The following is a 26,576-nucleotide window of genomic DNA, read 5'->3' as shown; positions in this document are numbered from 1 at the left end:
ATAGGGTTTTGATTTCAGGAAAACGACCCCGGCAAAAACAGGAGAAAGACGGAATGCTGGCGCAGCGCATCTACGATCTGAGGGCCGACCTCCGGGATCGGGGGGTGATCTTCGCTTACTCCGGCTATGTGACTGACGACATCCTTGGCGGCGTGGGACAGGCTCTGCGCCGCAAACTGGCCTCGGATGAGGCAGGACGGCGGACGATCCGATCGGTGTTCGCGGTCTTCGTCGAGCAGATGCAGAACGTGATCCGATATTCGGACGAACGGCTCGATGCCGCAGGCGAGACGCTGAGCTATGGCATTCTCGTCATCGGCCGCGACGCCGGCAGCTATGTCGTCCATTCCGGCAATGTCGTCTCCGCGCAGGACGTGGCTCCCCTGCGCGCCCGGCTCGAGGATCTGCGGGGCATGGACGATACCGCGCTCAAATCCGCTTACAAAACCCAGCTGCGCGATGGCCACGCCACCGTCGGCGGCGGGGCCGGGGTCGGCCTGATCGAGATCGCGCGGCGGTCTTCGGCACCGGTGGAGTTCGATTTCCTGCGCATGGAGGACGGGCGCAGTTTCTTCGCCATCGAGGCCCGGATCGGAGAGGACACATGACCGCAGGACCCGCCGACATTCATCACCCCGCCGGGCCGCGCACGCCGGAGATCGACTTCCGTTTCTCGCAAGGGGTCCTGCGGCTGGAGGGAGAAAGCTATCCCGAGGACGTGACAAAGCTGTTCGGCCCGGTCATCGCGGCGGTGGACGCCTGGCTCGCGACCGCTCCCGGCGCGGCCCGGTTGGAGGTGGCGCTCTTCTACTTCAATTCCTCCTCGGCCAAGGCGATCATGATGCTGTTCGAACGGCTCGACGAGGCGGCCCGGCACGGCACCGCGGTCGAGGTCGTCTGGCGCTTCGATGCCGAGGACGACAGCATGGAAGAACTGGGAGAGGAGTTCGGAGAGGATCTCGAACATGCGACCTTCCGGCTCGAACCGGTTGGCGAGGAACCGTGAACGGGCAGGACGACCTCTTCGATCGGGAAACCGCCCTTCTGGACCAGGCACAGGCACGGCTGAGGACAGATGGTGCCGGCACCGATCCCGACTTGCGCGCCCTGACGGAAGGATATGCCCGCCTTCTCAAGACACTGCGCCGCCTGATGCGCCTGTCCGACCGCAACGAGCGCGCCCTGGCCGAAATGGCCGAGCGCCACGAGGCCGCCGCGACGGACGCGGCCATGAAGGCCCGCGCGCTCGAAACGTTGTCGGGCAAGCTCGGCAAGTATCTCAGTCCGCAGGTCTATGCCTCGATCTTCGAGGGGCGCCAGGACGTGCGTCTCACGGCCCAGCGGCGCAAGCTGACGGTGTTCTTCTCCGATCTCGTCGGTTTCACCGAGCTGACTGACAGGATGGAAGCGGAGGACATGACCCTTCTGCTGAATACATACCTGACCGAAATGGCCGAGATCGCGACGGCCCACGGCGCGACAATCGACAAGTTCATAGGCGACGCGGTCATGTGCTTTTTCGGCGATCCCGAAACCCGCGGGGTGGCCGAGGATGCCAGGGCCGCCGTGGCCATGGCCACGGCCATGCGCGACCGGATCGAGACGCTGTCGGACGGATGGCGGCGCGAGGGCCTCGTCGAGGGACTGCAGGCGCGGATGGGGCTGCATACCGGGTATTGCGCGGTGGGCAACTTCGGCTCCGAGGCGCGGATGGACTACACGATCGTCGGCGGCACGGTGAACCTGGCCTCACGCCTCGAAGCCGCGGCCCGGCCCGGCGAAATCCTGATCTCGCGCGAGACCCGGGCCCATCTGGGCGACGACATGTCCTGCGAACCGGGCGGGGTGCTGGACGTTCGCGGCGTAGCCTATCCGGTCGAGGTCTACAGGATCCTCCCCACAGCCGCCCGCGCCCGGGTGCTGATGGATGCGCCCCACATGTCGCTGCGGATCGATCCCGACGCCGCCGATCCCGAAGCCCGCGCGCAGGCCCGTGCGGCTCTGGCCGAGGCGCTGCGGGCCATGGATGGCTGACATGCCCTGACCGATCCTGGGCCGATCCTGCACCTGGTCCGTTCCGCCGGTCTGCCAAGGCACGCAAGGCCAACGGTCAGGCCGCATGGGGCCCGATACCTCAGCGGCCGAGGCCCACCAAGCCCGGGGGGATCGACGCCAAGGCGTCAGACCCTGCCGACGAAACACCGGCAAAGCCCACGGCCGTCGACAATCAGCAGGGCATGGCCGTGCCGCGGAAAGCTCATGCGGCAAAAAGGGGACCGACGCGGAGTACATAAAAAAACGCCGGCCCCGAGACCGCGGGAAAGATGTGCGTAAAGACTCCCGCGCCCCAGGAAAGCACGGCGCACCTGTCCCGGCAAGCCGCGCCGAAGCCGCGCGAGGCCCCGCTGGACGTCAGCCCTGGCGCAAAGGGACGGGGCCGGAGTGCCACCTGCCGAACGTCCCAGGCCCGTCGTCGATCTTGCCACGGCTGCGTGCCTTGTCCCTGACGATGGCCGGGGGCTGAAACCGGCTTGCCCGCATCGCACGCTTTGATAGCATTGATTGCTTTGCTGGCACCTCATACATGTTCCGCAAGGAAGGATCCGATCATGGCCAGTCTCACCATTCGCAATCTCGACGACGCGGTAAAACACAGCTTGCGGGTCCGTGCCGCACAGCACGGGCGCTCCATGGAAGAAGAGGCTCGAGACATCCTGCGGCGGGCCGTGGAAACCCAGCCCCCATCGGGAAATCTGGGTCTCGCCATCTCCCGGCGATTTGGCGCCGAAGGCGGAGTCGACCTTGATATTCCGGAACGGTCTTCGGGGCGCGAAACGACGGCATTCGAATGATCCTGCTCGACACCAACGTCCTTTCAGAGGTCATGCGGCCAGTTCCGGCGCCAATCGTTCTTGAGTGGTTCGCCGCCCAATCCGCGACCGATCTCTATCTGCCGGCAATCGTGGAGGCGGAGTTGCGCTTCGGCCTCCTGCTTTTGCCCGATGGCAGGAGGCGGTCTGGGCTGGAAGCCGCGTTGAACGGCATGATCGACGAGGATTTCGCGGGGCGCATCCTGCCGTTCGACAGCACGGCGGCCAAGGCCTACCCAAAGATTGCCGCGCGCAGGCGCCGGGCCGGCAAACCGGTCAAGGAGGCCGACTGCCAGATCGCATCCATCGCGGCGTCTCGCGGGGCGACACTGGCAACGCGAAATGTGAAGGATTTCACGAATTCAGGGGTTCAAATCCAAAACCCCTGGGAGCCCGGACCATAGAGCCCGATATGTCAGCCTCCGTGGATGCAACCGGATCTCATCGCCCTTGGCAGTTCTTCCATGGGACGTTCCGGAACGCGATGCGGCCTGCGCTTCAGGGTCACAACGCCCAGGTTTGGCTGGCCCCTGTGTTCTCACGCCTGGCCAGCGCCCTTACCGGTGCAAGATCGCTCTCTATGCATCGGGAAAGACTATTCATCACCCCCGCCTGAAGAACTGGCTATCCCGAAAGTGCGGGTGTTGCAGGGGAGCAGGTCAGTCAGTTTGGTGAAGGTTGCCAATCAGTTGCGCTTGTATCGGCTCCGGCCGCCCACCCAGGCGCGCAGGCCGAGCCTGCCGTCCGCATCACGCAACTCTGGCCCAGAGGGGAGACTTGCGAAGGCTTTAAGGTGTGTATATCAATTTCGTGAAGCTCGAATGGGACGAACAGAAGCGCGAAGCTACGTTCATGGCGCGCGGCCTCGACTTCGCCGAGGTGGCGCTGATCGACTGGGAGACTGCCATCACGCTGGAAGACACCCGTCAGCCCTATCCCGAAACGCGCTTCATCACCTTGGCCCCCATCAGAGGGCGTCTTTGCGTGGTCGCTTGGTGCTACAGGAACGATGTCTTGCGCGTCATCAGTCTGCGCAAGGCGAATGCCAGAGAGGTAAAGCTATATGGCTGAAGAGAACCCATACATCGGTGACGACGGCGAGGTGCGAGACCTGGATGAGCATTTCTTCCGTGAAGCGAAACGCGGTCGCCCCCCCATGCATCCGGATCAACGCAAGAAGCGCGTGAACTTGATGCTGGCTCCGGACGTGGTCGCTGCGCTTGATCGCGAAAAGAACAAAAGCGAAGCTGTGAACGAGGCCCTGCGGACTTACCTGGGGCTTTGATGCGCTATGCAATGCGCACCCGTGGTCAAGACGCGTTCGCCATTGACTTGCTTTGTCCTTGCGCGGGCCGGATCGGGGCGCGGTGACGAGGCTGAAGGCGCGTCAAGGCGACGCTCAGCCCGGGGGCTTACGAAATCTTGCACGAGCCAAGCGCCCGACAGCGCCCCCGGGGCCAATCAGAAAGCGACGCCACACGGGTGTAACTCACAATCTCATTTCCCCTCCTCCGCCGGTCTGCGGTACGGCTGGTCGAGTGTGGGGACATGATCCAGCCAGTCGATATAGGGGGAGGCCATGGCCTGCGCGTGCAAGCGCAGCAGGTCGTCGAGCGGGCGGTGCGAATGATCCACCCTGAGGGTCAATGGCGCCGCGTCCCGGCGCACAACCAGCAAGGCCGCGGACAGAAGGCCCCGGCTGTCCCCTCCCGCTTGCGCTCCTGCAGCAAGCGCGTCCAGAAGGCGAAGGTCGAGCCGGGTGTTTCGTACCATCAGGGCTTCGAGAGCGGCCTCCAGCACCCGAGGTCCCCCGAGCATGTTGCCGACGGCGACAGCATTGGCGGCTGTTCGGGCACCTGCCCATCCCACCGAACGCTCCCCCGTGAAATCTCCGATACGCCCCCTCGCATCAAGGGCCGCAAGCTGGCGGTATGCCGCCCCCGGATCAGCGGCAGCAAGGTCCGAGACGACTGCTTCGGCGGAAGTCCCCCGGGCCATGCGAGACTGGGCCGCGTCGCCCCATAAGGTTGAGGGAGCCGTTCCCTGGCTTGCCGAAACACCGATGCCCGCAGCACCCCGAAGAACCCATCCCCCGACACACAGACTTCCCGTGGCGGCCGCGCCGCCAAGTGCCCCGGTCTCTGGATCGCGACAGAGGATCGAGTACGTCACGAGAGGTCGTCCACGGCATGAAAGCGGTCCTGCCTGGTCAGGTAGTCACGGACAAAACGCTCGAAAGCCGCATAGAGGCGGCTTTCATGCCCCTCCTCATCGAAATCTTCCCGCCGGTCACGAATGTAGCCTCGGCAGACATCATAGGCCCTGCGCATCGCATCGCCGCGGATCTCGATGACGACACGCGTGCTCAGGGACCGCTCGAAACAGCTCTGGGCCACGAACTCGTAGAAATCGAGCATGGTGATGAGGGTCTGGTCATCCGCCCCGTCCAAATCTCCGGTGATCTGAACATCACCTTCCTTTGCACGGCGCATCAGGTTGGCCATGCGGGGGTTCTCCCTGGCCAGCGTGTCGGACAGGAAAACGCTCATCAGAACCTCGACCGTATGCATCCGCAACTGTTCGCGCCGGCCATACGCAAGCCCCCCGAGAAAGATCAGAACCGAAAACAGGATCGTCAGGGAGGTGAAGAGATCCTGCGTCGTGACGGCCTCGATCCGGTAGCGAAGAAGGCCCAGCACGCTGCCTTCCGCCGGGCGGCCTTCGACAAGGCCGTTCCGCACGAATGCGTCGTAGTAGGTGTTGTGCCAGCACGTGGTTCCCCAGGCGCACTCCGCGATCCGATCGGACGACAGTTCAGGCGGCGTTGCAGGTCCCCACGCCATCAGGGCCCATGCCATAATGGCCGCCCCGGCGATCATGGCCGCCGACAGGCGCATCAGCTCGGCAGGCCCCGGGCTCACTCTGCGCTTGCTTCGCACGATTGACCCCCATTCCTGCTGTGCCTACCGTATGCTGAGCTTGCACGGCAATATCGCTTATGACGAGACGTATCTGGCAAAGTGCAGTCCTGGCGCTGGTCCTCCAGGGGGAGGCTGCCTTGGCGGCGTGCGCCGACGGCAGGGGATCGATCGTCTCGGCCGGGTCGATCACCATGGGCGTGGTCGTGGACTCTCTGCCCTTCTCCGACATCGTCGACGGCAAAGGAGAAGGATACATGGTGGATCTCTGCCGCGACGCCGTAGAGGCAGCCGCGGTCCGAGCCGAAATCCCGGTCCCAACACTCCACGAGGCCGCCGTGGCACCGGCCGATCGCGTCGAAGCCGTACTGGCCGGCCAAGTCGATATCCTGTGCGGGGCCACCACGGCCTCGATCGACCGGCGCGAACGCGGCCTCGGGTTCAGCCAGACGGTCTTCGTGACCGGGGCGGACTTCCTGTCCTACGGTGCGGATCCTGTGCTGAACGTGGAGGATCTGGTCGACCGGACCGTGTCGGTCGTCACCGGCACCACGACCCTTGCCGGGCTTCGGTCTGCGCTCGGGGAGGCTGGTGTGTCTGACCGGGTCGAAATCCTCCTTGTCGACGATCATCCCGAAGGCGTGCAGATGCTCAAGGACCGGAAGGTCGCCGCCCATGCCGGAGATCAGGCCCTGTTGCTGCCGTATCTCGCCGCGCGGTCCCCACTCCGTCTCGGCGGCCGGCTCAACTCCTTCGAGCCATACGCCATTGCCCTTCAGGCCTGCGACTGGGAAGGACTGGCCTTCATCGATGCCGGTCTCTCCTCTCTCTTGCGAACCGGCGCCGTGTGGGACATCTTCGCGCGCCATTTCCCCGGCGCCGAGCCCGGTCCTCTCCTGATCGCCACCTTCATACTGGGCGGGGTACCGGAGTAGGCCACTCCCACCGGGGAACGCTTCTCGCATCCCGCCGGATCAACCCTGAAGGCCGGTGACAAGGATCATACCCCCGATCGGGGGGCCACGAGACGATCTGTCGGGACGTGTCTGCCAGGGACGACCGCGAGCACCGGTTCCGGCACGCCCTGCAGGACCATTGCGGGCGCCGCAGACCAGGTGGTCGCCGGGAGGAACTGACCGGACGCGCGCGGGGAGCGCGCGCCCGGCTGCAATACGGGAAAGTTTGCGGGCTTTCCTGTATCGACCTTTCCACCGATTGCCCCGTCGCGCAAGAGGGCGCCAAGAATGGAAGATGACAGGCCATCGGCCGGCGGATCCGCCCCCGCGATCGTTTCATGGGCGCGCGAAACAGCCCGGCAGTCCGTCTCCCACAGCCCTTGTTTTCAGGGCCCAAACCGGGTTGTCCACATAAAGATGCACCGCCAGGGCGTGGTTTCTTTTGCGGTTTTCGCACCGAAACACGATACTCTCCTTACCGGCGCATAACGGGAGACGCGCCGGCGAAGAGAGCACCCGGGCGCGACCGCAATACCGCGTCCGCTCTTCGGAACGGATACAGTTTTTGCGGGCTTTCCGGTCCACCCCTCCCCTTCATTCCCCTCCGGGCACCGCCCGGAGGGCCCCCTGCGCCCCCCGGGCGCAGGGCATAGGGAACGACGACCATGACAACGAAAGAGGCGCAGCCGCGCCACCCCCTCCAACCCCACGACATCAGCCGCTTCATCGCCGCGGTCAACGCCGCCGCGATGTCCCGCCTCGACAGCCTTCTCCACCAGTGGCTCCCCGGCGGCCGCCGCGAGGGGCGCGAATACGTCGCCCTCAACCCCACCCGCGCCGATCGCTCCCCGGGCAGCTTCAAGATCAACATCGCCCGCGGCGTCTGGGCCGATTTCGCGACAGACGATGCCGGCAGCGACCCGGTGAGCCTTTACGCCTACCTCAACGGGATTGGCCAGCTCGCCGCCGCGAAACGCCTGGCCCGCGAGCTGGGGGTGCGGCCATGAGCGACATGTCCCCGCGCCCCTCCGCCGACACGCTCGTCAGCCCCGTACCCGAGGAGGCCCCCGCACCCAAACGCGACAGGTGCCAGGACTGGCCGCTCTTCGCCGCCTACCCGTATCGCAATGCCGATGGCGCCCTGCTGGGCTACATCCTGCGCTACGAAACCCCTGAGCCGGACCCCGAAACGGGCAAGCGCGACAAGACCCTCCGCCCGCTGACGCTGCACCGGATCGGCGGCCAGTACGCCTGGCACCGGGTCGGCCATCCCGATCTGCCGCTCTTCGACCTGCCGCGCCTGCTTGCCGCGCCGGACGCCACCGTGATGATCCACGAGGGCGAGAAATGCGTCCGGGCCGCCGCGCGCCTGCTGCCGGATCTGAGCCACACCACCTGGCCCGGCGGCGCGACCGCCGCCGCGGCCGCCGACTGGACGCCGCTGGCCGGGCGCGACGTGATCATCGCCCCCGATCTCGACGCACCCGGCAGGGCCGCGGCCGACGCCGTCGCCGCCGCCCTCACCAGGGTCGGCGCCGCCCGGATCCGCCGCCTCGACATGGCAGGCCTCGCCCGCCACTTCGACCTCGCCCCGACCCCGGGCTTCGACATCGCCGACCTCGCCGAGGCCGGCCTGGCGGCTCCGTCTCCCGGACAGGCCCTGGCCGACCGGCCCGATCTGCTCGTCGAGATCGGTCCGCTGCCAGCTGTCGCCCGCGAGGAAACCGGCCAGGACACACCGGCCGGGCAAGATGTCCCGGCCGCGCCGGAGGACGATCCCGCGGAACACGACCCCCATGGGACCCTGCCGCGAGGCTTCCGTCTCACGCCCGAGGGCGTCGAGCAGCTCCGGACGACCCTTGATTGCGAGACCGGCCAGCGGATCGAGATCTGGGCCTGGATCTGCGCGCCCCTCCGGGTCATCGGCTATTGCCGTCTGCCCGATGGCAGCGGCTGGGGCCGCGCCGTCGAATTCGAGACGCCCGAAGGGCGCCCCGTCGCCCTCGTTCTCGAAAACCGCCTCTTCGCCGGCGACGGCAAGGAGGCCCGCGAACTGCTCGGCGCCGCCGGCCTCGACATCTCCGTCGAGCGACAGGACCGCGCCGCGCTCAATGTCTACATCACCGCCACGCGCCCCCCGGTCGTCCTGGCCCGCGCCACGCAAAGCGGATGGATGGGCGAAGACAGTTTCGTGATCCCGGGCCTCGGCGTCATTCCCGAAGATCGGCCCGCCCTGATCGATCTCGACGCCCCCCATGCCTACGCCCGGGGCGGCAGCCTCGAGGGGTGGCAGGACCTGGTCGCCGATGCCCTCGGCAACAGCCGCCTGATCCTGGCCGTCACTGCCGGCCTCGCCGGCCCCTTCCTCCAGCTTCTCGGCGCGGAAAGCGGCGGCGTCCACCTCCACGGACCATCCGGCTGCGGCAAGACCACGGCCTTGCGTCTCGCCGCGAGCATCTGGGGGCGCGGCGACGACAAGAACGGCTTCCTGAACAGCTGGCACGGCACCGCGAGCGGCAAGGAGGCCCAGGCCCGGCTGCATTGCGACACTCTCCTGGTGCAAGATGAACTCGGCCAGAGCAAGGCCGACGATCTCGGCGAGATGATCTACATGATCGTCAATGGTCAGGGCAAGGCGCGCGCCACTCAGACCGGCGGCGCCCGTCCGATCGGCCACTGGCGCACCATCCTGCTTTCCTCCGGCGAGCTCACCGTCGCACAACGCCTCACCCAGGCGCGCCACGGCGCTCCGGACGTCACCGGCGGCCAGGCCGTCCGCCTGCTCGATCTGCCCGCCGATGCCGGTGTCGGTCTCGGTCTCTTCGAGACCCTGCACGACAGCCCGGGCCCCACGGCCTTCGCCGACCGGATCGCCGCCAGGGCCAGGACCCATTACGGCCATGCCGGGCCCGCCCTGGTGCGCTGGATCGCAGTGCATCGTGACCAGATCCGCGCCGCAGCGCCCGCCGCCCTCGCGGCCTTTCTCGACAGCGTCCTCGACGCCGGCGACGACCCGCAGATCCACCGCGCCCTGCGCCGCTTCGCCCTCTTCGCCGTCGCCGGGGAAACCGCCATCCAGGCCGGTCTGCTGCCCTGGCCCCCCGGTACCGCCCGAGATGCCCTGGCCGACCTCGCCCGCCTCTGGAAGGCCGAGCGCGGCCCCGGCGCCCATGACGACATCAAGGCCCTCGCGCGCGTCCGGGCGTTCGTCGCAGCCCATGGCCGCAGCCGCTTCGAGGACCTCGGGCCCGTTCTCGAAGACGGGGCGCGCCGCCCGGACGACGGCTCCGCGCGCGAAACCCGCCCCGTCCACAACCGCGCCGGCTTCCGTCGCAGCGAGCCCCAGGGCGAGACCTTCTACGTCTTCGGGGAGGTGTTTCGCGGCGAGATCTGCGCCGATCTCGACGCCACCCGCGTCGCCCGTCACCTGCGCGACACAGGCGTTCTCCTCCCCGGTGAAGGCAACAGGCTCGCCAGGAAAGTCCGCCTCACACCCGAAACCGGCAGCGCCCGCTTCTACGTCCTGCGCAACCTCTTCGCAGACGGCGACCCGGACACAGAAGCCGGCGACCCGAACGCGGGCTGCGACCCGACCTGATCACCGCCAAAGCTCCGCGTGCGCAGCCAGACCCTGCGCACGCGGACCCACGCCCAAGTCCCAGCAGACCCGCAGGAGAGATCGCCCGTGCCGCCTCACGCCCGCCCCCATGCCGCGCCCGCAAAAGCTCCGCCCCCTCGTTCCCGCATTCCCCGGATCCCGACCCGCAACGACCGCGCCGCCCTCCATGCCCGGATCACCGAAGAGATCATCGCCTGGACCCGGCGGAAGGTGCCCGGACGCCATGTCGACATGAACCGGATCAACATGTTCGTGGGCGCCATCCGCTGTCAGCACGGCTGGTACGTCAAGATGACACGCCTCAGGCCATCTCTCGCCCTCGCCCCCTTCGCCGCCGCCATCGGACCGCGCTGGCAGGCCGCCTGCATCTTCGCGTGGGGCATCCCCGCATACGAGATCACCCGCGCCCTGCTCGACCACCGCGCAGGTCTTCTGCCCCGGCCTAAAACCGACCCCACCATCACGACCGCCCCCTGCGCCGCGCGGGTCGACCGCTATACCAGCTACTCCTGGGGCCGCGTCATGGCGCACCACCAAATCGAACTTCTCGCCGGCATCCCCTACATCTCCTGGGCCCAGGGCGCCAAAGACCGCTTCGTCCGCCCCTCCGGACAGCTCACCGACATTGAGCCGTGATGCCCGGTCCGCGCGGGGGGCATGCGCCCCCCGGCGCGAAGAAAGCCGTCGCAGGACATCAGCCGATCACGACGCGGCCATGTCCGGCACCCTTTCGCGCGTCCGGTTCGGCGTGCGGATCTCGATCCGTGCCACCTTCCCCGTTCCGTCGCGAAACATCGACACCCGCGCCCCTGAGGGCTGCACCACACTCTCCTGGGCCCGGGAGACCGCCGGCCACCGGCAGGACGACGAGACAAGCGTCACCGGCGGATACGCCCGGCGGCGCGAAAGATGATCGCACGCAATCCGCTCCTCCAGCGTCATCCAGTCCCGATCCCGAGACGCGCGCTGCGTCGCCGCGCAGAACCGCGTCGCGTCGATCGTGAAACCCAGGCGCGACATCTGGATCAGAAAACAGCTCAGCTGCGGGATGCCGTACGCCCGATCCACAACCGGAGCCGGATCGGCACGAGACGGACGACGAGACACATACATCTCTCCAAGCTCCATATCCCGCCCCACCGCGCGCACCAGCCCCGCCCCCAGCACGAACGACAAACGATCGTCCTGCGCATAGATCAGGTCATCGACATCGATCATGTCCGCCCAGCCCCGCGTCAAGACCCTGTCCGCGACCTCGTCTTCCATCCGCGTGTTCCGCTTGCCCCCACCCGCTCGGAAAGCCGCCTCAAGTTCAGACCACTCCCCCGCATCGATCCGTATCGAATCCGTCAAAAACATGATGTCCCTCTTCGTTGACATGACATCACAAAGGTACGGCCCGGTCCCGAAACCTCCCACCACTTGTCCACAGAAAACACAGCGCAAGCACATGAAAAACCATGCAAACCACGCATCCAGACCACAAACGCCCGCAAACCCATCACGACAAAAGCCAGCCCTCGTCTAGCTCCGGCAAAGCTATCGAAGACTGCAAGGCCGCAGTGTAAGGATGAGCCGGGGCCGAAAAAATCTTCGACGTTGCCCCCGCCTCGACGATCTGGCCCGCGCGCAGCACGATCACCTCGCGACACAGCCGCCGGATCACCGACAGGTCGTGGCTGATGAAGGCCAGCGTCAGGTCCATGTCGGCCACCAGCTCTTCCAGCAGGCGGATGATCTGCGCCTGGGTCGAGACGTCCAGACCCGACACGATCTCGTCGGCAAGGATGAAGCGCGGCGACAGGCCCACGGCGCGCGCGATCCCGACCCGCTGGCGCTGCCCGCCGGACAGCTGATGCGGATAGCGGTCGGCGAAGCGGCGGCCCAGATGCACCCGGTCGAGCATGTCGCGCGCCTTGGCGTCGGCGTCCTGAATTCCGTGCAGCCGCATGGGATCGGCGATCAGACGCAAGACGGAATGGCGCGGGTTCAGCGAGGACATGGGATCCTGGAAAATCATCTGCAGATCGCGCCGGTGTGCCGCCAGATCGCGGGGGCTGGCATGGGTGATGTCGTCGCCGTTCAGGAGAATGGTGCCCCCGGTCGGTTCCAGCAGCCGCACGAGGCACCGGCCCAGCGTCGACTTGCCGGAGCCTGATTCCCCGACGATACCCAGGGTCGCGCCACGGGGGATGTCGAAGGTCAGACCGTGCAGGATCCCGACCTGCGGGGCGGGGCCGAACAGACGCGGGGCATTCAGGTCGGGCAGCGCCAGATGCAGGTCACGGACCTGAAGGAGGGGGTCAGCCATGGGCACCATCCGCCTGCGCGACTTCGCGGTCCAGCGCGTCGATCACATCCTGCGGCACCGGCAGCAGCGACTCCTCTGGCCGGTCATAGCGCGGCGTCGCGGCGATCAAGGCGCGGGCATAGGGGTGCGGGGCGGGGCCGAAGATGCGCGCGGCCTTGCCCTGATCGACGACGTGCCCAGCGTAAAGCACCGTCAGGCTGGGACACAGCTTGGCGACCACGCCCATGTCATGCGTCACGAACAGAAGCGCCGTGCCATGGCGTGCCTGCAGGTCGCCGATCAGGCGCAGCACCTGTTTCTGCACGGTCACGTCCAGCGCCGTCGTCGGCTCGTCCGCGATGATCAGCGCAGGCTCGGCGGCGAAGGCGGCGGCGATCAGCACGCGCTGGCGCATCCCGCCCGAGATCTCGTGCGGATAGGCGTTCAGCACGCGGGCGGGGTCGCGGATCGCGACTTCCTCGAGCAATTCGGCGGCGCGGAGGCGGGCGCGTTTGGCGTCCCAGCCCAGGATATGGATCAGCCGGTCGGTGATCTGCCCGCCGATCCGGCGGCAGGGGTTCAGCGCGGTCAGCGGGTCCTGCGGGATGATGGCGACCCGTTCGCCCACCAGCCGCCGACGCTTGGTGCGACCGAGGGCAAGCAGGTCCTGCCCGTCCAGCCGAATTGACCCATCTGTTACCGTCACGCCGCGCGGCAGGATCCCGGCGACGGCCTTGCCGATCATGCTTTTGCCGGCGCCGGATTCCCCGACAAGGCCGTGCGTCTCGCCCGTCTCGACCGACAGCGAGACGCCTCGCAGCAGGCGCTGGCCGCCCCGGGTGCGCACCTCCAGGCCGTCGATCTCCAGAACCACGCTCATCGCAGCACCGGGTCGATGCGATCCTTCAACCCCTCGCCGAATTGCGAGAAGGAGAGGACCGTCAGGAACAGCGCTACCATCGGGACCACCAAGACCCAGGGCGCGAAGTGGATCTGCGTGCGCCCCTCGGCGATCATGCCGCCCCATGTCGGGTCGTCGGACGAGATCGACAGGTTCACGAAGGACAGGATCGCCTCGACGATGACCGCGATCCCCATCTCCAGCGAGAACAGCACCAGAAGTGTGGGCAGGACGTTGGGCAGCACCTCGGCCGCCAGCGTCCCAAGGCGGGATCGCCCGATCACCACGGCGCTGGCAACGTAGTCCATGCGCGACTGGGCCATCGTCTCGGCCCGGATGACGCGGGCGAAACGGGTCCAGTCGATGATGGCGATGGCCAGGATCACCGAATGCAGGCCCGTGCCCAGGACGGCGACCAGCAGGATCGCGAACAGCACCGGCGGGAAGCTCATCCAGATGTCGATGATCCGTCCCACGATCCGGTCGGTCCAGCCCCCGTAGAAGCCCGCCAGAAGCCCCAGCGTCGATCCGATCAGCGCCGCCGCCCCGCCCGCCAGAACCGCCACGATCAGCGCGATGCGCGCGCCGTAGATCATCCGCGACAGCACGTCCCGGCCCAGACTGTCGGTGCCAAGGTAGTATCCGGGTTCCGCGCCGTCGATCCAGACCGGGGGCAAGCGTTCCAGGAACAGGTCCTGTGCCAGCGGATCGTGCGGCGCGATCCACGGCGCGAAGATTGCGGCCAGGACAAGGATCGCCAGCCACCCGCCTGAGAGCCACAGCCTAACCATGCCTGAGCCTCGGGTTCAGGGCGGCATAGGTCAGGTCCACGATCAGGTTCGTGGCGATGAACAGCACGGCAAACAGCAGCACGATGCCCTGGATCAGGGGCAGGTCGCGGTTGATCACCGCGTCGATGGCAAGGTTGCCCAGCCCCTCGTACGAGAACAACTTCTCAACGATGACGGTCCCGCCGATCAGGAAGGTGAACTGCACGCCAACCAGCGTCAGCGTGGGCAGCACGGCGTTGCGCAGCGCCTCGCGGAACAAGACCGTGATTTCCGTGAACCCCTTGGCGCGGGCCAGCACGACGTAATCCAGATGCATGACCTCTTTCAGCGATTGCTTCAGCACCTGCGCGATGACGGCCGACAGGGGCAGGGCCAGCGCCAGCGCGGGAAGGAACATATGAGACAGCAGATCCGCCGTGACCCGGAAATCGAGACGCACAAGGCTTTCGAGCAGCAGGAAATTGGTGGCGTAATCGGGGTTCAGCGACGGGTCAATCCGCCCCGAGATCGGGAACAGCGGGACCACCACGCCCAGAAGCACGATGAAGATCAGCCCCCACAGGAAATCGGGGATCGACAGCATCATGCCATTCCACAGGTCCACCGCGCTTTCGGCCATGCGCTGTCGCCGCAGGGTGCCGATAACCGCGAGCGTTGTGCCCAGAAGGATGGCGAGGATCAGCGCAAGGCCCGCAAGCTCCAGTGTGGCAGGCAGGCGGCCCAGCACCAGCGACCCCACGTCCTGCCGCAGCGAGATCGAGGTGCCGAAATCCCCCTGCACCACGCCCGACAGCCATATGCCGAATTGCGCGGGGACCGAGCGGTCCAGCCCGTAATTCGCGCGTAGGCGGGCGATGTCGTCCTCGGACGCGCCGGGGGGCAGCATCATCGCGATGGGGTCGCCCGGGGCAAGCCGGATGACCACGAAGACCACGACGGCCACGCCGAACAGCGTGACGAGGGTCGTCAGAAGGCGGAGAATGGCGTTTTGCATGGGGAATGGGGCGCCCCTGCCGCGGGGCGCCCGTGGGCCTTAACCGCGCTTGATGGCCTGGGCGGTCAGGGCGCCTGACGCCTGCGCCTCGACCGTCAGGCCGGCGCGGTGCACGATGGGTTGGACATATTGCAGGATCGGAATGACCAGCGCGTCCTCGGCCACCTTGCGGTCGACGGCCTTGTAGCCCTCGATACGCTTCTCCTCGTACGCCTCGCCCCAGAGGGGGCCGATCATGTCGATCATTTCCTGCCCGTCCCAGACCGAATGGGGCGAGGGGCCGAACATGGTGAACCCGGTCGAGGTCGACGGATCGCCCACCGAGTTGCCCCAGTTGTAGAAGGCGGCGGGGGCCAGCGTGTCGGCGGCCCGCAGCTCGTAATGCTTGGCGATCTCGTAGACCTCGATCTCGGCCTCGATGCCGACGCGCCGCCACAGGCCGACGATGGCCTGGATCATCTCGTAATCCTTGGGCTTGAAGCCGCGGGTGGTCTGGATGGTGAAGGTCACGGGGTTGTCGGGGCCATAGCCAGATTCGGCCAGCAGCTCCATCGCGCGGTCGGGGTCGTAATCTACCGTGATCGACGGATCGTAGGCGACGTATTCCGGCGTTTGCAGGGTCGAGATCGGGACGCCGTAACCCGACAGCAGCCGGTCGATGATAAGCTGCTTGTCGATGGCAAGGTGCATTGCCTTACGGACGTTGGGGTCGTTCATCGGCTCGACATCGTTGATGAAGATCATCCCGATATCCGACACGGGGATTGACGTGCCCTCCAGCGCGTCCTGCTCGCGCAGGCGGTCGAATTCCTCATACGGGATTTCCAGCGTCAGGTCGGACTGGCCCGATTCCACCTCGGCCACGCGGCTGGAGGCGTCGGTGACGAACTTGATCGTCACCGTCTCGAAATCGGGGGCGTCGCCCCAATAGCCGGGGTGTGCCTTCAGGCGGATGAAGGCGTTCCGCTCGAACCGGTCGACCATATAGGGGCCGGAGCCAATCGGCGCTTCCTCGAAGCCTTCGGGGCCGACTTCCTCGAAATATGCCTTTGGCAGGACGTAACCGGTCAGGAAGCCCATCCATTTGAACAGCGTGGGGTCGTACTCCAGCACATCGGCCGTGATCGTCTGGCCGTCGATCTGAAAATTGCCGATCTTGGCCCAAACGAACTGGATCGGGTTCCCGCCCTCGGGGTCGCCCGCGCGTTCCAGCGACCACACCACATCCTCGGGCGTGACCGGATCGCCGTTGTGCCAGGTGGCACCTTCGCGGACGGTCATCTGCACCTTGGTATTATCGTCGGTCCAGCCCCAATCGGTCAGAAGGCCGGGCCGGAAGCTGAGATCGGCGTTCTGGGCGATGAACTGGTCGAAGATCGACTGATAGATGCCCTGGATCGTGGGGTTCACCGCCGAGGGGCCGACTGTCGGGTCGAACGAGGGCAGGTTGACGTTATAGGCGATGGTCAGTCCATCATCCTGTGCGGCGGCAAGGCGGGGCAGTCCCGTCAGGCCCACGGCAAGGCCGGCGGCGCCCGTCCCGAGGACGGAGCGGCGAGAGAGGGTCATGGCAACCTCCTGATCTGTTGGACGGCAGCGCGTGGGCTGCACATGTCACGGGCCGCTTGGGCGACCTTCTGCCCATGACGATACTTTAAGCCTGAAACGTGTCAATGCATATATCTCGCGGCGTTACTTCCCAAGCCGTTTCGCAAGCAAGGTGCCCGATCCCGCGCCGGTTCCTGCACCGGGCCAGGTGGCCGCGCCGGCCAGCCAAAGCCGCTTAATCGGCGTCGATCCGTCCGAGAATCCGGGCACCGGGCGGAACAGGAAGTTCTGCGCGGGGTGGTGACTGCCACAGATCTGGTCGCCGCCGACGAGGTTGGGGTTGTCTGCCTCGAGATCCTCGGGCGACTGGATGTGCTTGCCCAGAATTTGGGCGCGCAGGCCGGGGGCGTAGCCCTCCATGATGTCTAGCACACGCTCGGCATAGGCGTCCTTCACGGTGGCCCAGTCTCGCGCATCGATCTTGTCCGCCGCATCGCCCCGGATCGTCCCCGGAACCATGCGAACCTGCACCCACAGCACGTGCTTGCCATCAGGCGCGCGGCTCGGGTCCACGGCCGTCGGCTGGCCGACGACGATCACCGGCTCGCGCGGAAGCAGGCCGTCCTGAACCTCGGCATAGGTCGTGGCCATCTGGCGCAGCGACGGGGCAAGGTGGACATAGGCGAACCGCTTCAGCTCGGCCCCCGCGGCCCAGTCGGGCAGACCGTCCATGGCAAGATGCATCATCATCGTGCCCGGCGCGTGGCGATAGCGCGCCAGACCTTCGTCGAACCGGGCGTTGCCGGACCCGCGCGGAAGCAGCCGCGCAAGCCCCGAGGGCGCAACGGTCGCGATCACCGCCTTGTCCGCCTTCACCCGCCGCCCATCGGCCAGCCAGACCCCTTTCGCGGCCCCGCCCGCGGTCAGGATCTCGGACACTGGCGCATTGCAGGTCACCTTGCCGCCCGCGTCTTCGATCATGCCGACCATGGCGCGGATGATGGTGTCCGCGCCGCCCTGGCCGATCACCATGCCGAAGCTCTGGTTCGCCATCGCTTCCAGATAGGGGAAGACGGCGCCGCCCGACTGGTCGGGCGGGAAGTCCAGGTGCATCCCCCAAGCGGCGCACATCGCCTTCACACGCGGGCTTTCGAACGTCTCGTCCAAGAAGTCTCGGGGGCTTTGCAGCATCAGCCGCGCAAGGCTGCGCACGTGGTTGACGCCGCGTTTGCGGGCCACGCCATAGGCCGTCTTCATTAACGCGGGGATGCGCATCTGGCCGCCCAGCACGGCGAAGATATGGGGCGCGTCTTCGGCGAATTCGGCGACCAGACGGCGCCATGTTTCGGCATCCCGCTGGGAATGGCCCGCGATGCGCGCGGTGGTGATGTCCAGATCGGTGGACACGCCAAGCCAGCGCCCATCGGGAAAGGCCGTCGCGAAGCAGTCTGTCGCGGGGGCGAAGGCCATGCCATGCCTGGCCAGCGCCGCGCCGTGTTCGCCCGCGAAGGCCGAGCCTGCGAACAGCGACAGGTTCATCGCGCCCATGTCGTGCCGGAAGCCGGGCAGGGTCGCTTCGCGCGTCTTGACCGCGCCGCCGGGCATGTCGGCCTGTTCGAACACCTCGACCGACCAGCCCTTCGCCGCCAGCGCCGCCGCGGCGGCAAGCCCGTTATGGCCTGCGCCGATCACCACTGCGTCTGCCATGCAAATCTCCTGTCGTTGCCGCAGAGATATTTGCATGTGCATGTTTTTCTGTCTACGCTTCCGACCAAAAGGAATTCCACAACAGGGAGCGCGCATATGTCCGCAGAAGACGTCGTGAAGGATCTGGGGGCCAGGCTTCTGGCCGGTGAGATCAAGGTGGTGGACCTGACGGGATCGCTGGGACCGGATACACCGATCCTCCAGCTGCCGCCCGATTTCGCCAAGAACACCCCCAAGGTCGAGATCCACAAGATCTCGGAATATGACGAGGACGGCCCGTTCTTCGCGTGGAACTGGATGGTGCTGGGCGAGCATACCGGCACCCATTTCGACGCGCCGCACCACTGGATCACCGGCAAGGATTACGACGAGGGCTTCACCGACACGCTGGACCTTCAGCGCGTGGTCGCCCCGGTCAATGTCCTCGATTTCTCGAAAGAGGGCGCCGAGGATGCCGATTTCCTGCTGACCCCCGATCACGTCAAGGCGTGGGAGGCCGAGCATGGCGAGATCGGTGCGGGCGAATGGGTCGTCATGCGCACCGACTGGGACAAGCGCGCGGGCAGCCAGGACGAGTTTCTGAACGCGGACGAGAATGGCCCCCATTCGCCCGGGCCGACGCCTGAATGCATCGAATACCTGCTGTCGAAGAAGATCGTCGGCTGGGGCACGCAATGCATCGGCACCGATGCGGGCTGTGCGGGGGGCCTCGAGCCGCCGTTCCCCGCCCACAACTTCCTGCACCGCGACAATTGCTTCGGCCTCGCCTCGCTGGCCAACCTGGACCAGCTTCCGGCGAAGGGCGCGGTCCTGATCGCGGCACCGCTGAAGATCCAGCGCGGCACCGGCAGCCCGATCCGGGCAATGGCGCTCGTCCCCGCGTGAGCCGGGATGTCGTCGTCATCGGCAGCGGGATCAACGGCCTAGTCGCCGCCGCGCTGCTGGCCAAGAAGGGCCGCAAGGTCCTTCTGCTGGAGCGGGAATCCCAGCTTGGCGGTTGCATGCGCACCGCCGAGATCACGGCGCCGGGTTTCCTGCATGACGTGATGGCGACGACATTCGTCCTGTTCCTGACCGGGCCGGCCTATGCCGTGCTGGGGGACGATCTGGCCCGCCACGGGGTCGAGTTCGCGCATACCGACCACCCCACCGCCGTCCTTCGGCCCGGCGGATCCTCGGTCGTTCTGACCACGGACCGGGCGAAGAACGTCGCGGCGCTGGAGGCTCTGGCAGCCGGGGACGGGGTCGCGTTCGCCCAGGCTGCAGATGGGGTCGGTGCGAATGCCGACCTTATCTTCGGCCTGCTGGGGCAGGGACTGTGGTCGCGCCAGACCGCAACCCTTCTGGCACGCGAGGCGTGGCGGCGCGGTGCCCGCGGGCTGGCCGCGTTCCTGGGTGAGGGGCTGGCCCCCGCACGCGGCTGGCTGGAAACGGCCTTTACCTCCGAGACGTCCCGCGCCCTCTTCGCGCCCTGGGTGCTGCATTGCGGGCTTGGCCCCGAATCCGCCTATTCCGCGCAGATGGGCAAGGTCATCGCCTTCGCGCTCGAGGCCGCGGGCGCGCCCGTGGTGAAAGGCGGCGCCGCGCGGCTGGTCGAGGGGATGCGCGCCATCATCGAGGAGAACGGCGGAACGATCCGCACCGACGCCCCGGTCGAGCGGATCGAAACCTCGGGCGGTGCGGCGACCGGCGTGCGGCTGGCCGGGGGCGAGCGGATCGCCGCGGACCACGTCATCGCCTCGGTCGCGCCGGGGCAGCTTTACGACCAGCTTCTGGACGATCCCCCGGCCGAGCCTGCCAAAGCCGCGAAGACCTTCCGGCACGGCATGGGCAATTTCCAGATGCACTATGCGCTGGACGCCCCACCGCGCTGGAAGACACCGGGGATGGAGAAGGTGGCGCTGGTCCACGTGACGCCGGGCCTCGACGGGGTGTCGAAGGCCGTCAACGAGGCGGCGCGCGGGATGCTGCCCGAAACCCCCACGATCTGCGTCGGCCAGTCCAGCGCGCTGGATCCGTCACGGGTGCCCGAAGGCAAGGCGACCCTGTGGCTTCAGATGCCCGAGGCCCCCGTGCAGATCAAAGGCGATGCGGCCGGCATGATCGACGTGCCCGCGGACGGTCGCTGGACAGACGCCCTGCGTGAGGAATACGCAGACCGGATCGAGGCCATCCTTGCACGGCATATCGATGGATTCCGTGACAGCGTGATCGCCCGCAGCGCCCATTCGCCCGCGGATCTTCAGGCGATGAACGTCAACCTGGTCGGCGGCGATCCCTATGGCGGATCCTGCGCGCTGGACCAGTTTTTCCTCTGGCGTCCGTTCAAGGGGGCGGTCAATCACCGCACCGAGATCCGCAACCTGTGGCATATCGGTGCCTCGACCCATCCCGGGCCGGGGCTAGGTGGCGGGTCAGGCGTTCTCGTGGCGAACCGGATCAAGTAGCGCGCATGGCGGAAGACCAGTCCCCCGAAGAGGATCGCCCGGACCAGACGCTGGGCGAGATCGGGCTGTGGCACTTCGCGCCCTACCTGATGAACCGGATCATGGGCCGCTATAACGCGAATCTGCAAGGGTCCGTCCGCGCGCAAAGCCTGACGACGGCCAAGATGCGCACGCTGGCCGTTCTGGCGGTGGTGCCCGGCCTGACCATCAACGAGCTGTCGGTCTATGCCGTGACCGAACAGTCGACCATGTCCCGCACGCTGGAGGCGATGGAGAAATCCGGCCTGATCCGGCGCGAAGCGCGCGCAAGCGACGCCCGCGTGCGCGAGATCTATCTGACCGATGCGGGACGGGCCGAGTTCGATGCCGTCTGGCCCACGATGTACGCCCGCTATCAGGAACTGTTCACCGGGATCGACGATGCCGAACGCGCGGCCTTCGTCGGAACGCTGCAGAAGATGCTGAAGAACGTGCGCCTGCACGATCTTTGATCGCATCGTCAGGGCGGTGCCCGGCAATCGCATGGGACATCGGCGGCGCAGCGGCTTTTCTGGATGGGGAGCGCCGTAAGACGCTTGGCAAAGTTCTATGCAAATGGATATAAATGGCCAAACCCCAGCCGAAAGGGAGCCCCATGGCCGAGCGGTCTTTCAAGAAAGAAATCGAACACCTGCGCATCGGCGCGGGTGAGACATTTCGCGGTGAAGGCATCCTCGCGATCACCAAGGCGCTTCTGGAGAACGGGGTGGGCTATGTTGGCGGCTATCAGGGCGCGCCGATCAGCCATCTGATGGACGTCCTGGCCGATGCCGAGGATCTGATGGCCGAACTGGGCATCAGGTTCGAGGCCAACGCGTCCGAGGCCGCCGCCGCCGCCATGCTGGCCGCCAGCGTGCACTACCCGATCCGCGGGGCCGTGACCTTCAAGTCCACCGTGGGGACCAACGTCGCGTCCGATGCGCTGGCCAACCTCGCCTCCGGCGGGGTGACCGGGGGTGCCTTGATCATCGTGGGCGAGGATTACGGCGAAGGATCCTCGATCATGCAGGAACGCAGCCACGCCTTCGCGATGAAGTCGCAGATCTGGCTGCTGGATCCGCGGCCCAACCTGCCCTCGATCACCGACGCGGTCACGCACGGGTTCCAGCTGTCCGAGGCGTCGAACACCCCCGTCATGCTTCAGGTCCGCATCCGATGCTGCCACGTCCACGGCGCGTTTCAGGCCAAGGACAACGTGCCGCCGCCGCTGACCGTGAAAGACGCCCTGTCGGAGCCGCGCCGCGATACGAACCGCATCGTCCTGCCCCCCGCCTCGTTCCGGCACGAGCACGAGAAGATCGAGAAACGCTGGCCCGCCGCAGTCGACTACATAAAGTCCCACGGGCTGAACGAACGCTTCGGACCGGATGCCGGCAAGGTCGGGATCGTTCTTCAGGGCGGCATGTATAACGGCGTGATTCGCGCCCTGCAGCGGCTGGGTCTGGCGGATGTCTATGGCGACACCGACGTGCCGCTCTATTGCCTGAACGTGACCTACCCGCTGGTCGAGGATGAGTTCCTGGCGTTCTGCGAGGGTAAGGACGCGGTCCTGATCGTCGAGGAAGGCCAGCCCGACTACATCGAACAGGCGCTGCGCTCGATCCTGCACAAGGCAGGTCACGCGGTGAAGATCGCGGGCAAGGACGTTCTGCCGATGGCGGGCGAATATACCGGTCAGGTCATGCTGGACGGAATCGAAAGCTTCATGGTCCGCCATGCCCCCGACATCCTGCCCGATCGCGGCCGCGCCCCGAACCGCCCCGCGGCCCCGCCCGACCTCTCCGAGGTCGTGCCCGGCCGCCCGCCCGGCTTCTGCACCGGCTGCCCCGAACGCCCCATCTTCGCCGCGATGAAGCTGGTCGAGGAAGAGATGGGCCCCCACCAGATTTCGGCCGATATCGGCTGCCACCTGTTTTCCATCATGCCACCCTTTGAAATCGGCGGCACGACGATGGGCTACGGGCTTGGCCCCGCGTCAAATGCGGCGTTCGATGGCGGGGGAGAGAAGCGCCCGATCTCGATCATGGGGGACGGGGGGTTCTGGCATAACGGGCTGTCGTCTTCGATCGGGAATGCGGTGTTCAACAAGTCGGACGGCGTGACCATCGTCGTCGACAACTACTATTCCGCCGCAACGGGCGGGCAGGACATCCTGTCCAGCCGCGCGAGCAACCGCACCAAGGCCACGAAGAACCCGATCACCGATGCGCTGAAGGGCGTCGGCGTCAAATGGGTGCGCCAGATCGACCGGACCTATGACGTGGGCCGGATGCGAAAGACCCTGCGCGACGCACTGACCACCGACCACGAGGGGCCGAAGGTCATCGTGGCCTCCTCGGAATGCATGCTGAACCGGCAAAGGCGCGAGAAGCCCCTGCTGGCCAAGGCGATCAAGGACGGCCGCAGGGTGGAACGCCCCAAGTTCGGCGTGGACGAGGAAGTCTGCACCGGTGATCACGCCTGCATGCGCCTGTCGGGCTGTCCGTCCCTGACGCTGAAGATGCCCGACGACCCGCTGCGCGACGATCCCATCGCGCATATCGACCAGTCCTGCGTCGGTTGCGGGAATTGCGGCGAGGTTGCCGATGCCGCCGTGCTGTGCCCGTCCTTCTATCAGGCCGATCTGGTCCATAACCCCGGCAAGGCCGAGAGCCGCATGGCCCGCTGGCACCGCCGTGCCATCGACTGGCTGCAGGAACGGCGCGCCTCGACCCGTCTGGCGCGGGAGGTGGTGCGATGAACGATGCGGCAATACTCGAGCCGAAGGCCCCCGACATGCGTCTGGACCAGGTCGTCAAGCTGGCCGTGATGGCCGTGGGCGGGCAGGGTGGCGGTGTTCTGACGAACTGGATCGTCGACCTGGCCGAGCGCAACGGATATGCGGTGCAGGCCACCTCGGTCGCGGGCGTCGCACAGCGCACGGGCGCCACGATCTATTATGTCGAGATGCTGCCCGAAAGCGGTCGGCAGCCCGTCTTCGCTCTGGCCCCGGCCGAAGGGGACGTGGACATTCTGATCGCGGCCGAGATGATGGAAGCCGGGCGCGCCATCATGCGCGGCTTTGTCACTTCCGACCGAACCACGCTGATCGCGTCGTCGCATCGTGCGCTGGCCGTCAGCGAGAAGATCGTTCCGGGCTCGGGGCTGGCGGACAGCAGCGCGGTGGCGAAGGCCGCGGGCGAAAGTGCCGCCCGCTTCATCGCCTTCGACATGGAGGAAATGGCCCGCGAGGCGGGCAGCGTGATCTCGGCCAGCCTGTTCGGCGCGCTGGCCGGATCGGACGCGCTGCCCTTCGAGGTCGAGACCTATCGCGAGACGATCCGCGCCTCGGGCCGCGGGGTCGAGGCCTCGCTCGCCGCGTTCGAAATCTCGCGCGAGGCCGCCGCACAGGGCCGGACCCCGACCACGGTCGAACTGGACAAGGATGCCCCCGCCCCCGGTGGCACGCTGCCCCCCGCCGCGACCCCGGTCGAGGAGGATGCCGGCCCCGAGCGTATGGCAGGCCCGGACGGGATGCTGCGCGAGTGGGCCAAGCTGTCGGACCGCGCCACCGCACTGCCCGGGCCGGTTGCCGAAATGGCGCGCGTCGGCCTGCGCAAGTTGGTGGACTACCAAGATCTGGACTACGGGCGCGATTACCTCGACCGGCTGGACGCGATCCTTGCGCGTGACCGTACCGCGGGCGGCGAGGCGAAGGCGTTCGAATTCACCGCCACCGCGGCGAAATATCTTGCGAACGCGATGGCCTATGACGACATCCTGCGTGTCGCGGATCTCAAGACCCGCAGGGGCCGGTTTGCCCGGATCACCGACGAGATGCGCGCCCCCGAGGGCACGCTGGTCCAGGTGACCGAGTACCTTCACCCCGGATCGGCCGAGGCGATCAGCGTCATGCCCCGCCGCCTTGGTGCCTGGGTCGAGGCGCGGCCGAACGCCTTGCGACGGCTGGACTGGCTGGTCAACCGCGGGCGCCGGGTGCGGACGGATCGCCTGGCCGGCTTCACCGCGCTGTACCTTGCCGCGGGACTGCGGCGCTGGCGGCGGTCGCTGCTGCGGCACGGGCGTGAGATGGACCATATCGACGCGTGGATGACGGCCGCGCTGGGGCGGATCGACAGCGATTATGCCCACGCGGTCGAGACGCTGAAGATCCGCCGCCTGATCAAGGGCTACAGCGACACCCACGCCCGCGGGTTGGCGAAGTTCGACAAGGCCATGTCGGGTGCGGCCCTGGTCGAGGGGCGCGAGGATGCAGCCGACTGGACCGCGCGGCTGATCGCGGCGGCCCTGAAGGACCCGAAGGGCGAGGCGCTGGAGGGCGCGCTGCAGACGATCCGCAGCTTCACGACCGCCGGGTCGGCCTGATCACCGCCCCGGCCAGCTGTTCAGGCAGTCGGCCAACCGCTCCAGCCCGGTCTCGAGGTTCGTGCCCGGCCCGCCGCCGACGCCCAGCCGGATGTGGTTCGGCTGCTCGTAGGCAGCGCCGGGCAGAAGGAAGGTGCGCCACGGATCGCCCAAAAGGCGGCGCGCGAAGTCTTCTCCGTCGATGTCGTGGGGCAGGCGGGCCAGACCGATCAGCCCCGCTTGAGGGCGCACCCAGGACAGCCCGTCGGTTTGGGCCACGAATTCGTCCATCCGGGCCAGCCCGGCGCGCCCTTCCTCTCGCGCGGCCTTCAGCGCGGGGTCCAGACGTTCGGGGCGGAGCGCGATCTCGGCCACGACTTCGCCGAGGATATTCATGATCTCGCTGGCATTTTCGCGCAGGATGACTGCGTCCTGTACCATTCCGGGATCGCGGCAGATCAGCCAGCCGGTGCGCAGCCCCTGCAACCCCAACGCCTTCGAGACGCTGCCCGTGGTGATCCCCTTCTCATACAGGCCCGCGATCGACGGGGCACGCTCCCCCTCCCATTCCAGACCTGCATAGACCTCGTCCACGATCAGCCAGGCATCGGCGCGGCGCGCGATCTCGGCCACCTGCATCAGCTCGCTCGCGTCCATCATCCGCCCGGTCGGGTTGTTCGGGTTGGACAGGAAGATCAGTTTCGTCCCCGGAGTCACCGCCTCGGCCAGCTTGTCCAGCGGCATGCGCCATCCGTCGGCCTCGTTGCGGGGAACTGTGACGATCTCGGCCTCCTGTGCGCGGCCCAGAACCTCGGCCTGGGGCCAGCCGGGGGTTTCCGTGACCATCCGGTCGCCGGGGGACAGAAGCTGGCGCAGCGCCAGATAGTTCGCCTCGGCTGCACCGGCGGTGATCAGAACGTCGTCGGGCGCGCAGAGGCCGGTCAGCCCCGCCTGCCGCAGCACATGGTCGCGCAGCTCGGGCAGGCCCCGAAAGGACCGCTGGTTCCAGTCCAGCGGCAGGTCGGGGTCCATGTCGTCCAGAAATTCGCCCAGCTTGGGCGAGGTCGACAGCGAGAACCCGACGATCGCCTCGGGTTCGGCATCGACGGTATCCAGCAGATACTCGAACAGCTTGTGTATCCTGACCTTCAT

The 26,576-nt window shown here is 67.0% G+C and carries 26 protein-coding genes; 16 read left to right on the top strand and 10 right to left on the bottom strand.

What is annotated here, in order from left to right:
• The first annotated feature begins 53 nt into the window (after positions 1-53).
• The 7 genes from PAA8504_RS16285 to PAA8504_RS16255 all read left to right on the top strand — a co-directional run bounded on the left by PAA8504_RS16285 (position 54) and on the right by PAA8504_RS16255 (position 4,155).
• Complete coding sequence (locus tag PAA8504_RS16285; RefSeq protein WP_108895265.1) at positions 54-608, top strand: SiaB family protein kinase; 555 nt, start codon at positions 54-56, stop codon at positions 606-608.
• Positions 605-1,006: a DUF1987 domain-containing protein gene (locus tag PAA8504_RS16280; RefSeq protein ID WP_108895264.1), complete on the top strand. Its 402-nt coding sequence runs from the start codon at positions 605-607 to the stop codon at positions 1,004-1,006. Before PAA8504_RS16285 ends, PAA8504_RS16280 begins: the two co-directional genes overlap by 4 nt.
• On the top strand, positions 1,003-2,034 hold the full coding sequence (locus PAA8504_RS16275; protein WP_108895263.1) for an adenylate/guanylate cyclase domain-containing protein: 1,032 nt from the start codon (positions 1,003-1,005) through the stop codon (positions 2,032-2,034). The genes PAA8504_RS16280 and PAA8504_RS16275 overlap by 4 nt, the downstream gene beginning before the upstream one ends.
• A 575-nt stretch (positions 2,035-2,609) precedes the next feature.
• Positions 2,610-2,852, top strand: coding sequence for a FitA-like ribbon-helix-helix domain-containing protein (locus PAA8504_RS16270; RefSeq protein WP_108895262.1), 243 nt, complete (start codon positions 2,610-2,612; stop codon positions 2,850-2,852).
• Complete coding sequence (locus PAA8504_RS16265) at positions 2,849-3,274, top strand: type II toxin-antitoxin system VapC family toxin (protein ID WP_108895261.1); 426 nt, start codon at positions 2,849-2,851, stop codon at positions 3,272-3,274. The genes PAA8504_RS16270 and PAA8504_RS16265 overlap by 4 nt, the downstream gene beginning before the upstream one ends.
• A gap of 391 nt (positions 3,275-3,665) precedes the next feature.
• The gene (locus PAA8504_RS16260; protein WP_245897668.1) at positions 3,666-3,941 is read left to right on the top strand and encodes a BrnT family toxin; all 276 of its coding nucleotides are present in this window, start codon (positions 3,666-3,668) and stop codon (positions 3,939-3,941) included.
• Positions 3,934-4,155 carry a hypothetical protein gene (locus PAA8504_RS16255; RefSeq protein WP_108895260.1) on the top strand — a complete coding sequence of 74 codons (222 nt, stop codon included), beginning with the start codon at positions 3,934-3,936 and terminating at the stop codon, positions 4,153-4,155. The genes PAA8504_RS16260 and PAA8504_RS16255 overlap by 8 nt, the downstream gene beginning before the upstream one ends.
• A 212-nt stretch (positions 4,156-4,367) precedes the next feature.
• Here the strand turns inward: PAA8504_RS16255 and PAA8504_RS16250 are convergent, their stop codons facing one another.
• Both PAA8504_RS16250 and PAA8504_RS16245 read right to left on the bottom strand, forming a co-directional pair.
• The gene (locus PAA8504_RS16250; protein WP_108895259.1) at positions 4,368-5,042 is read right to left on the bottom strand and encodes a DUF1028 domain-containing protein; all 675 of its coding nucleotides are present in this window, start codon (positions 5,040-5,042) and stop codon (positions 4,368-4,370) included.
• Positions 5,039-5,791: a DUF4760 domain-containing protein gene (locus tag PAA8504_RS16245; protein ID WP_108895258.1), complete on the bottom strand. Its 753-nt coding sequence runs from the start codon at positions 5,789-5,791 to the stop codon at positions 5,039-5,041. The genes PAA8504_RS16250 and PAA8504_RS16245 overlap by 4 nt, the downstream gene beginning before the upstream one ends.
• 77 nt (positions 5,792-5,868) lie before the next feature.
• On the opposite strand from PAA8504_RS16245, the gene PAA8504_RS16240 reads away from it, so the two are divergent.
• From PAA8504_RS16240 to PAA8504_RS16225, 4 genes are all read left to right on the top strand, one after another.
• Entirely contained in the window at positions 5,869-6,723 is an 855-nt protein-coding gene (locus PAA8504_RS16240; protein WP_108895257.1) for a transporter substrate-binding domain-containing protein, read from the top strand.
• Positions 6,724-7,409: 686 nt separating this feature from the next.
• Entirely contained in the window at positions 7,410-7,751 is a 342-nt protein-coding gene (locus tag PAA8504_RS16235) for a hypothetical protein (protein ID WP_219928938.1), read from the top strand.
• On the top strand, positions 7,748-10,342 hold the full coding sequence (locus PAA8504_RS16230; protein WP_108895256.1) for a DUF927 domain-containing protein: 2,595 nt from the start codon (positions 7,748-7,750) through the stop codon (positions 10,340-10,342). Before PAA8504_RS16235 ends, PAA8504_RS16230 begins: the two co-directional genes overlap by 4 nt.
• Positions 10,343-10,429: 87 nt before the next feature.
• Positions 10,430-10,999, top strand: a complete 570-nt coding sequence (locus PAA8504_RS16225) for a hypothetical protein (RefSeq protein ID WP_108895255.1) — start codon at positions 10,430-10,432, stop codon at positions 10,997-10,999.
• Between the two features lie 66 nt (positions 11,000-11,065).
• On the opposite strand, the gene PAA8504_RS16220 is transcribed toward PAA8504_RS16225, so the two are convergent.
• The 7 genes from PAA8504_RS16220 to PAA8504_RS16190 form a co-directional block, all read right to left on the bottom strand.
• Entirely contained in the window at positions 11,066-11,722 is a 657-nt protein-coding gene (locus tag PAA8504_RS16220) for a hypothetical protein (RefSeq protein WP_108895254.1), read from the bottom strand.
• Positions 11,723-11,864: 142 nt separating this feature from the next.
• Positions 11,865-12,674 carry an ATP-binding cassette domain-containing protein gene (locus PAA8504_RS16215; RefSeq protein ID WP_108895253.1) on the bottom strand — a complete coding sequence of 270 codons (810 nt, stop codon included), beginning with the start codon at positions 12,672-12,674 and terminating at the stop codon, positions 11,865-11,867.
• Positions 12,667-13,533 carry an ABC transporter ATP-binding protein gene (locus PAA8504_RS16210; protein ID WP_108895252.1) on the bottom strand — a complete coding sequence of 289 codons (867 nt, stop codon included), beginning with the start codon at positions 13,531-13,533 and terminating at the stop codon, positions 12,667-12,669. Before PAA8504_RS16210 ends, PAA8504_RS16215 begins: the two co-directional genes overlap by 8 nt.
• The gene (locus PAA8504_RS16205) at positions 13,530-14,345 is read right to left on the bottom strand and encodes an ABC transporter permease (RefSeq protein WP_108895251.1); all 816 of its coding nucleotides are present in this window, start codon (positions 14,343-14,345) and stop codon (positions 13,530-13,532) included. Before PAA8504_RS16205 ends, PAA8504_RS16210 begins: the two co-directional genes overlap by 4 nt.
• Positions 14,338-15,339 carry an ABC transporter permease gene (locus PAA8504_RS16200; protein WP_108895250.1) on the bottom strand — a complete coding sequence of 334 codons (1,002 nt, stop codon included), beginning with the start codon at positions 15,337-15,339 and terminating at the stop codon, positions 14,338-14,340. The genes PAA8504_RS16205 and PAA8504_RS16200 overlap by 8 nt, the downstream gene beginning before the upstream one ends.
• Positions 15,340-15,378: 39 nt before the next feature.
• Positions 15,379-16,908, bottom strand: coding sequence for an ABC transporter substrate-binding protein (locus tag PAA8504_RS16195; RefSeq protein WP_108895249.1), 1,530 nt, complete (start codon positions 16,906-16,908; stop codon positions 15,379-15,381).
• 123 nt (positions 16,909-17,031) lie between these two features.
• Positions 17,032-18,594: a phytoene desaturase family protein gene (locus tag PAA8504_RS16190; protein ID WP_219928936.1), complete on the bottom strand. Its 1,563-nt coding sequence runs from the start codon at positions 18,592-18,594 to the stop codon at positions 17,032-17,034.
• A gap of 96 nt (positions 18,595-18,690) precedes the next feature.
• Between PAA8504_RS16190 and PAA8504_RS16185 the strand changes: the two genes are divergently transcribed.
• The 5 genes from PAA8504_RS16185 to PAA8504_RS16165 all read left to right on the top strand — a co-directional run bounded on the left by PAA8504_RS16185 (position 18,691) and on the right by PAA8504_RS16165 (position 25,445).
• On the top strand, positions 18,691-19,479 hold the full coding sequence (locus PAA8504_RS16185) for a cyclase family protein (protein WP_108895248.1): 789 nt from the start codon (positions 18,691-18,693) through the stop codon (positions 19,477-19,479).
• A complete protein-coding gene (locus tag PAA8504_RS16180) occupies positions 19,476-21,041 on the top strand; it encodes a phytoene desaturase family protein (RefSeq protein WP_108895247.1) in 1,566 nt (521 codons plus the stop codon). Before PAA8504_RS16185 ends, PAA8504_RS16180 begins: the two co-directional genes overlap by 4 nt.
• 5 nt (positions 21,042-21,046) lie before the next feature.
• Positions 21,047-21,532, top strand: a complete 486-nt coding sequence (locus PAA8504_RS16175) for a MarR family winged helix-turn-helix transcriptional regulator (protein WP_108895246.1) — start codon at positions 21,047-21,049, stop codon at positions 21,530-21,532.
• 143 nt (positions 21,533-21,675) lie between these two features.
• Positions 21,676-23,820, top strand: a complete 2,145-nt coding sequence (locus tag PAA8504_RS16170; protein WP_108895245.1) for a thiamine pyrophosphate-dependent enzyme — start codon at positions 21,676-21,678, stop codon at positions 23,818-23,820.
• Positions 23,817-25,445 (top strand): indolepyruvate oxidoreductase subunit beta family protein, encoded by a 1,629-nt coding sequence (locus PAA8504_RS16165; RefSeq protein ID WP_108895244.1) that lies wholly within the window; start codon positions 23,817-23,819, stop codon positions 25,443-25,445. Before PAA8504_RS16170 ends, PAA8504_RS16165 begins: the two co-directional genes overlap by 4 nt.
• Here PAA8504_RS16165 and PAA8504_RS16160 read toward each other — a convergent pair whose 3' ends face one another.
• Positions 25,446-26,576: an aminotransferase class I/II-fold pyridoxal phosphate-dependent enzyme gene (locus PAA8504_RS16160; RefSeq protein ID WP_108895243.1), complete on the bottom strand. Its 1,131-nt coding sequence runs from the start codon at positions 26,574-26,576 to the stop codon at positions 25,446-25,448.

Source organism: Palleronia abyssalis (assembly GCF_900302445.1).
GTDB classification, from domain to species: domain Bacteria; phylum Pseudomonadota; class Alphaproteobacteria; order Rhodobacterales; family Rhodobacteraceae; genus Palleronia; species Palleronia abyssalis.
The sequence above is the reverse complement of the archived record's forward strand: the minus strand, read 5'-3'. Positions and strand labels throughout refer to the sequence as shown.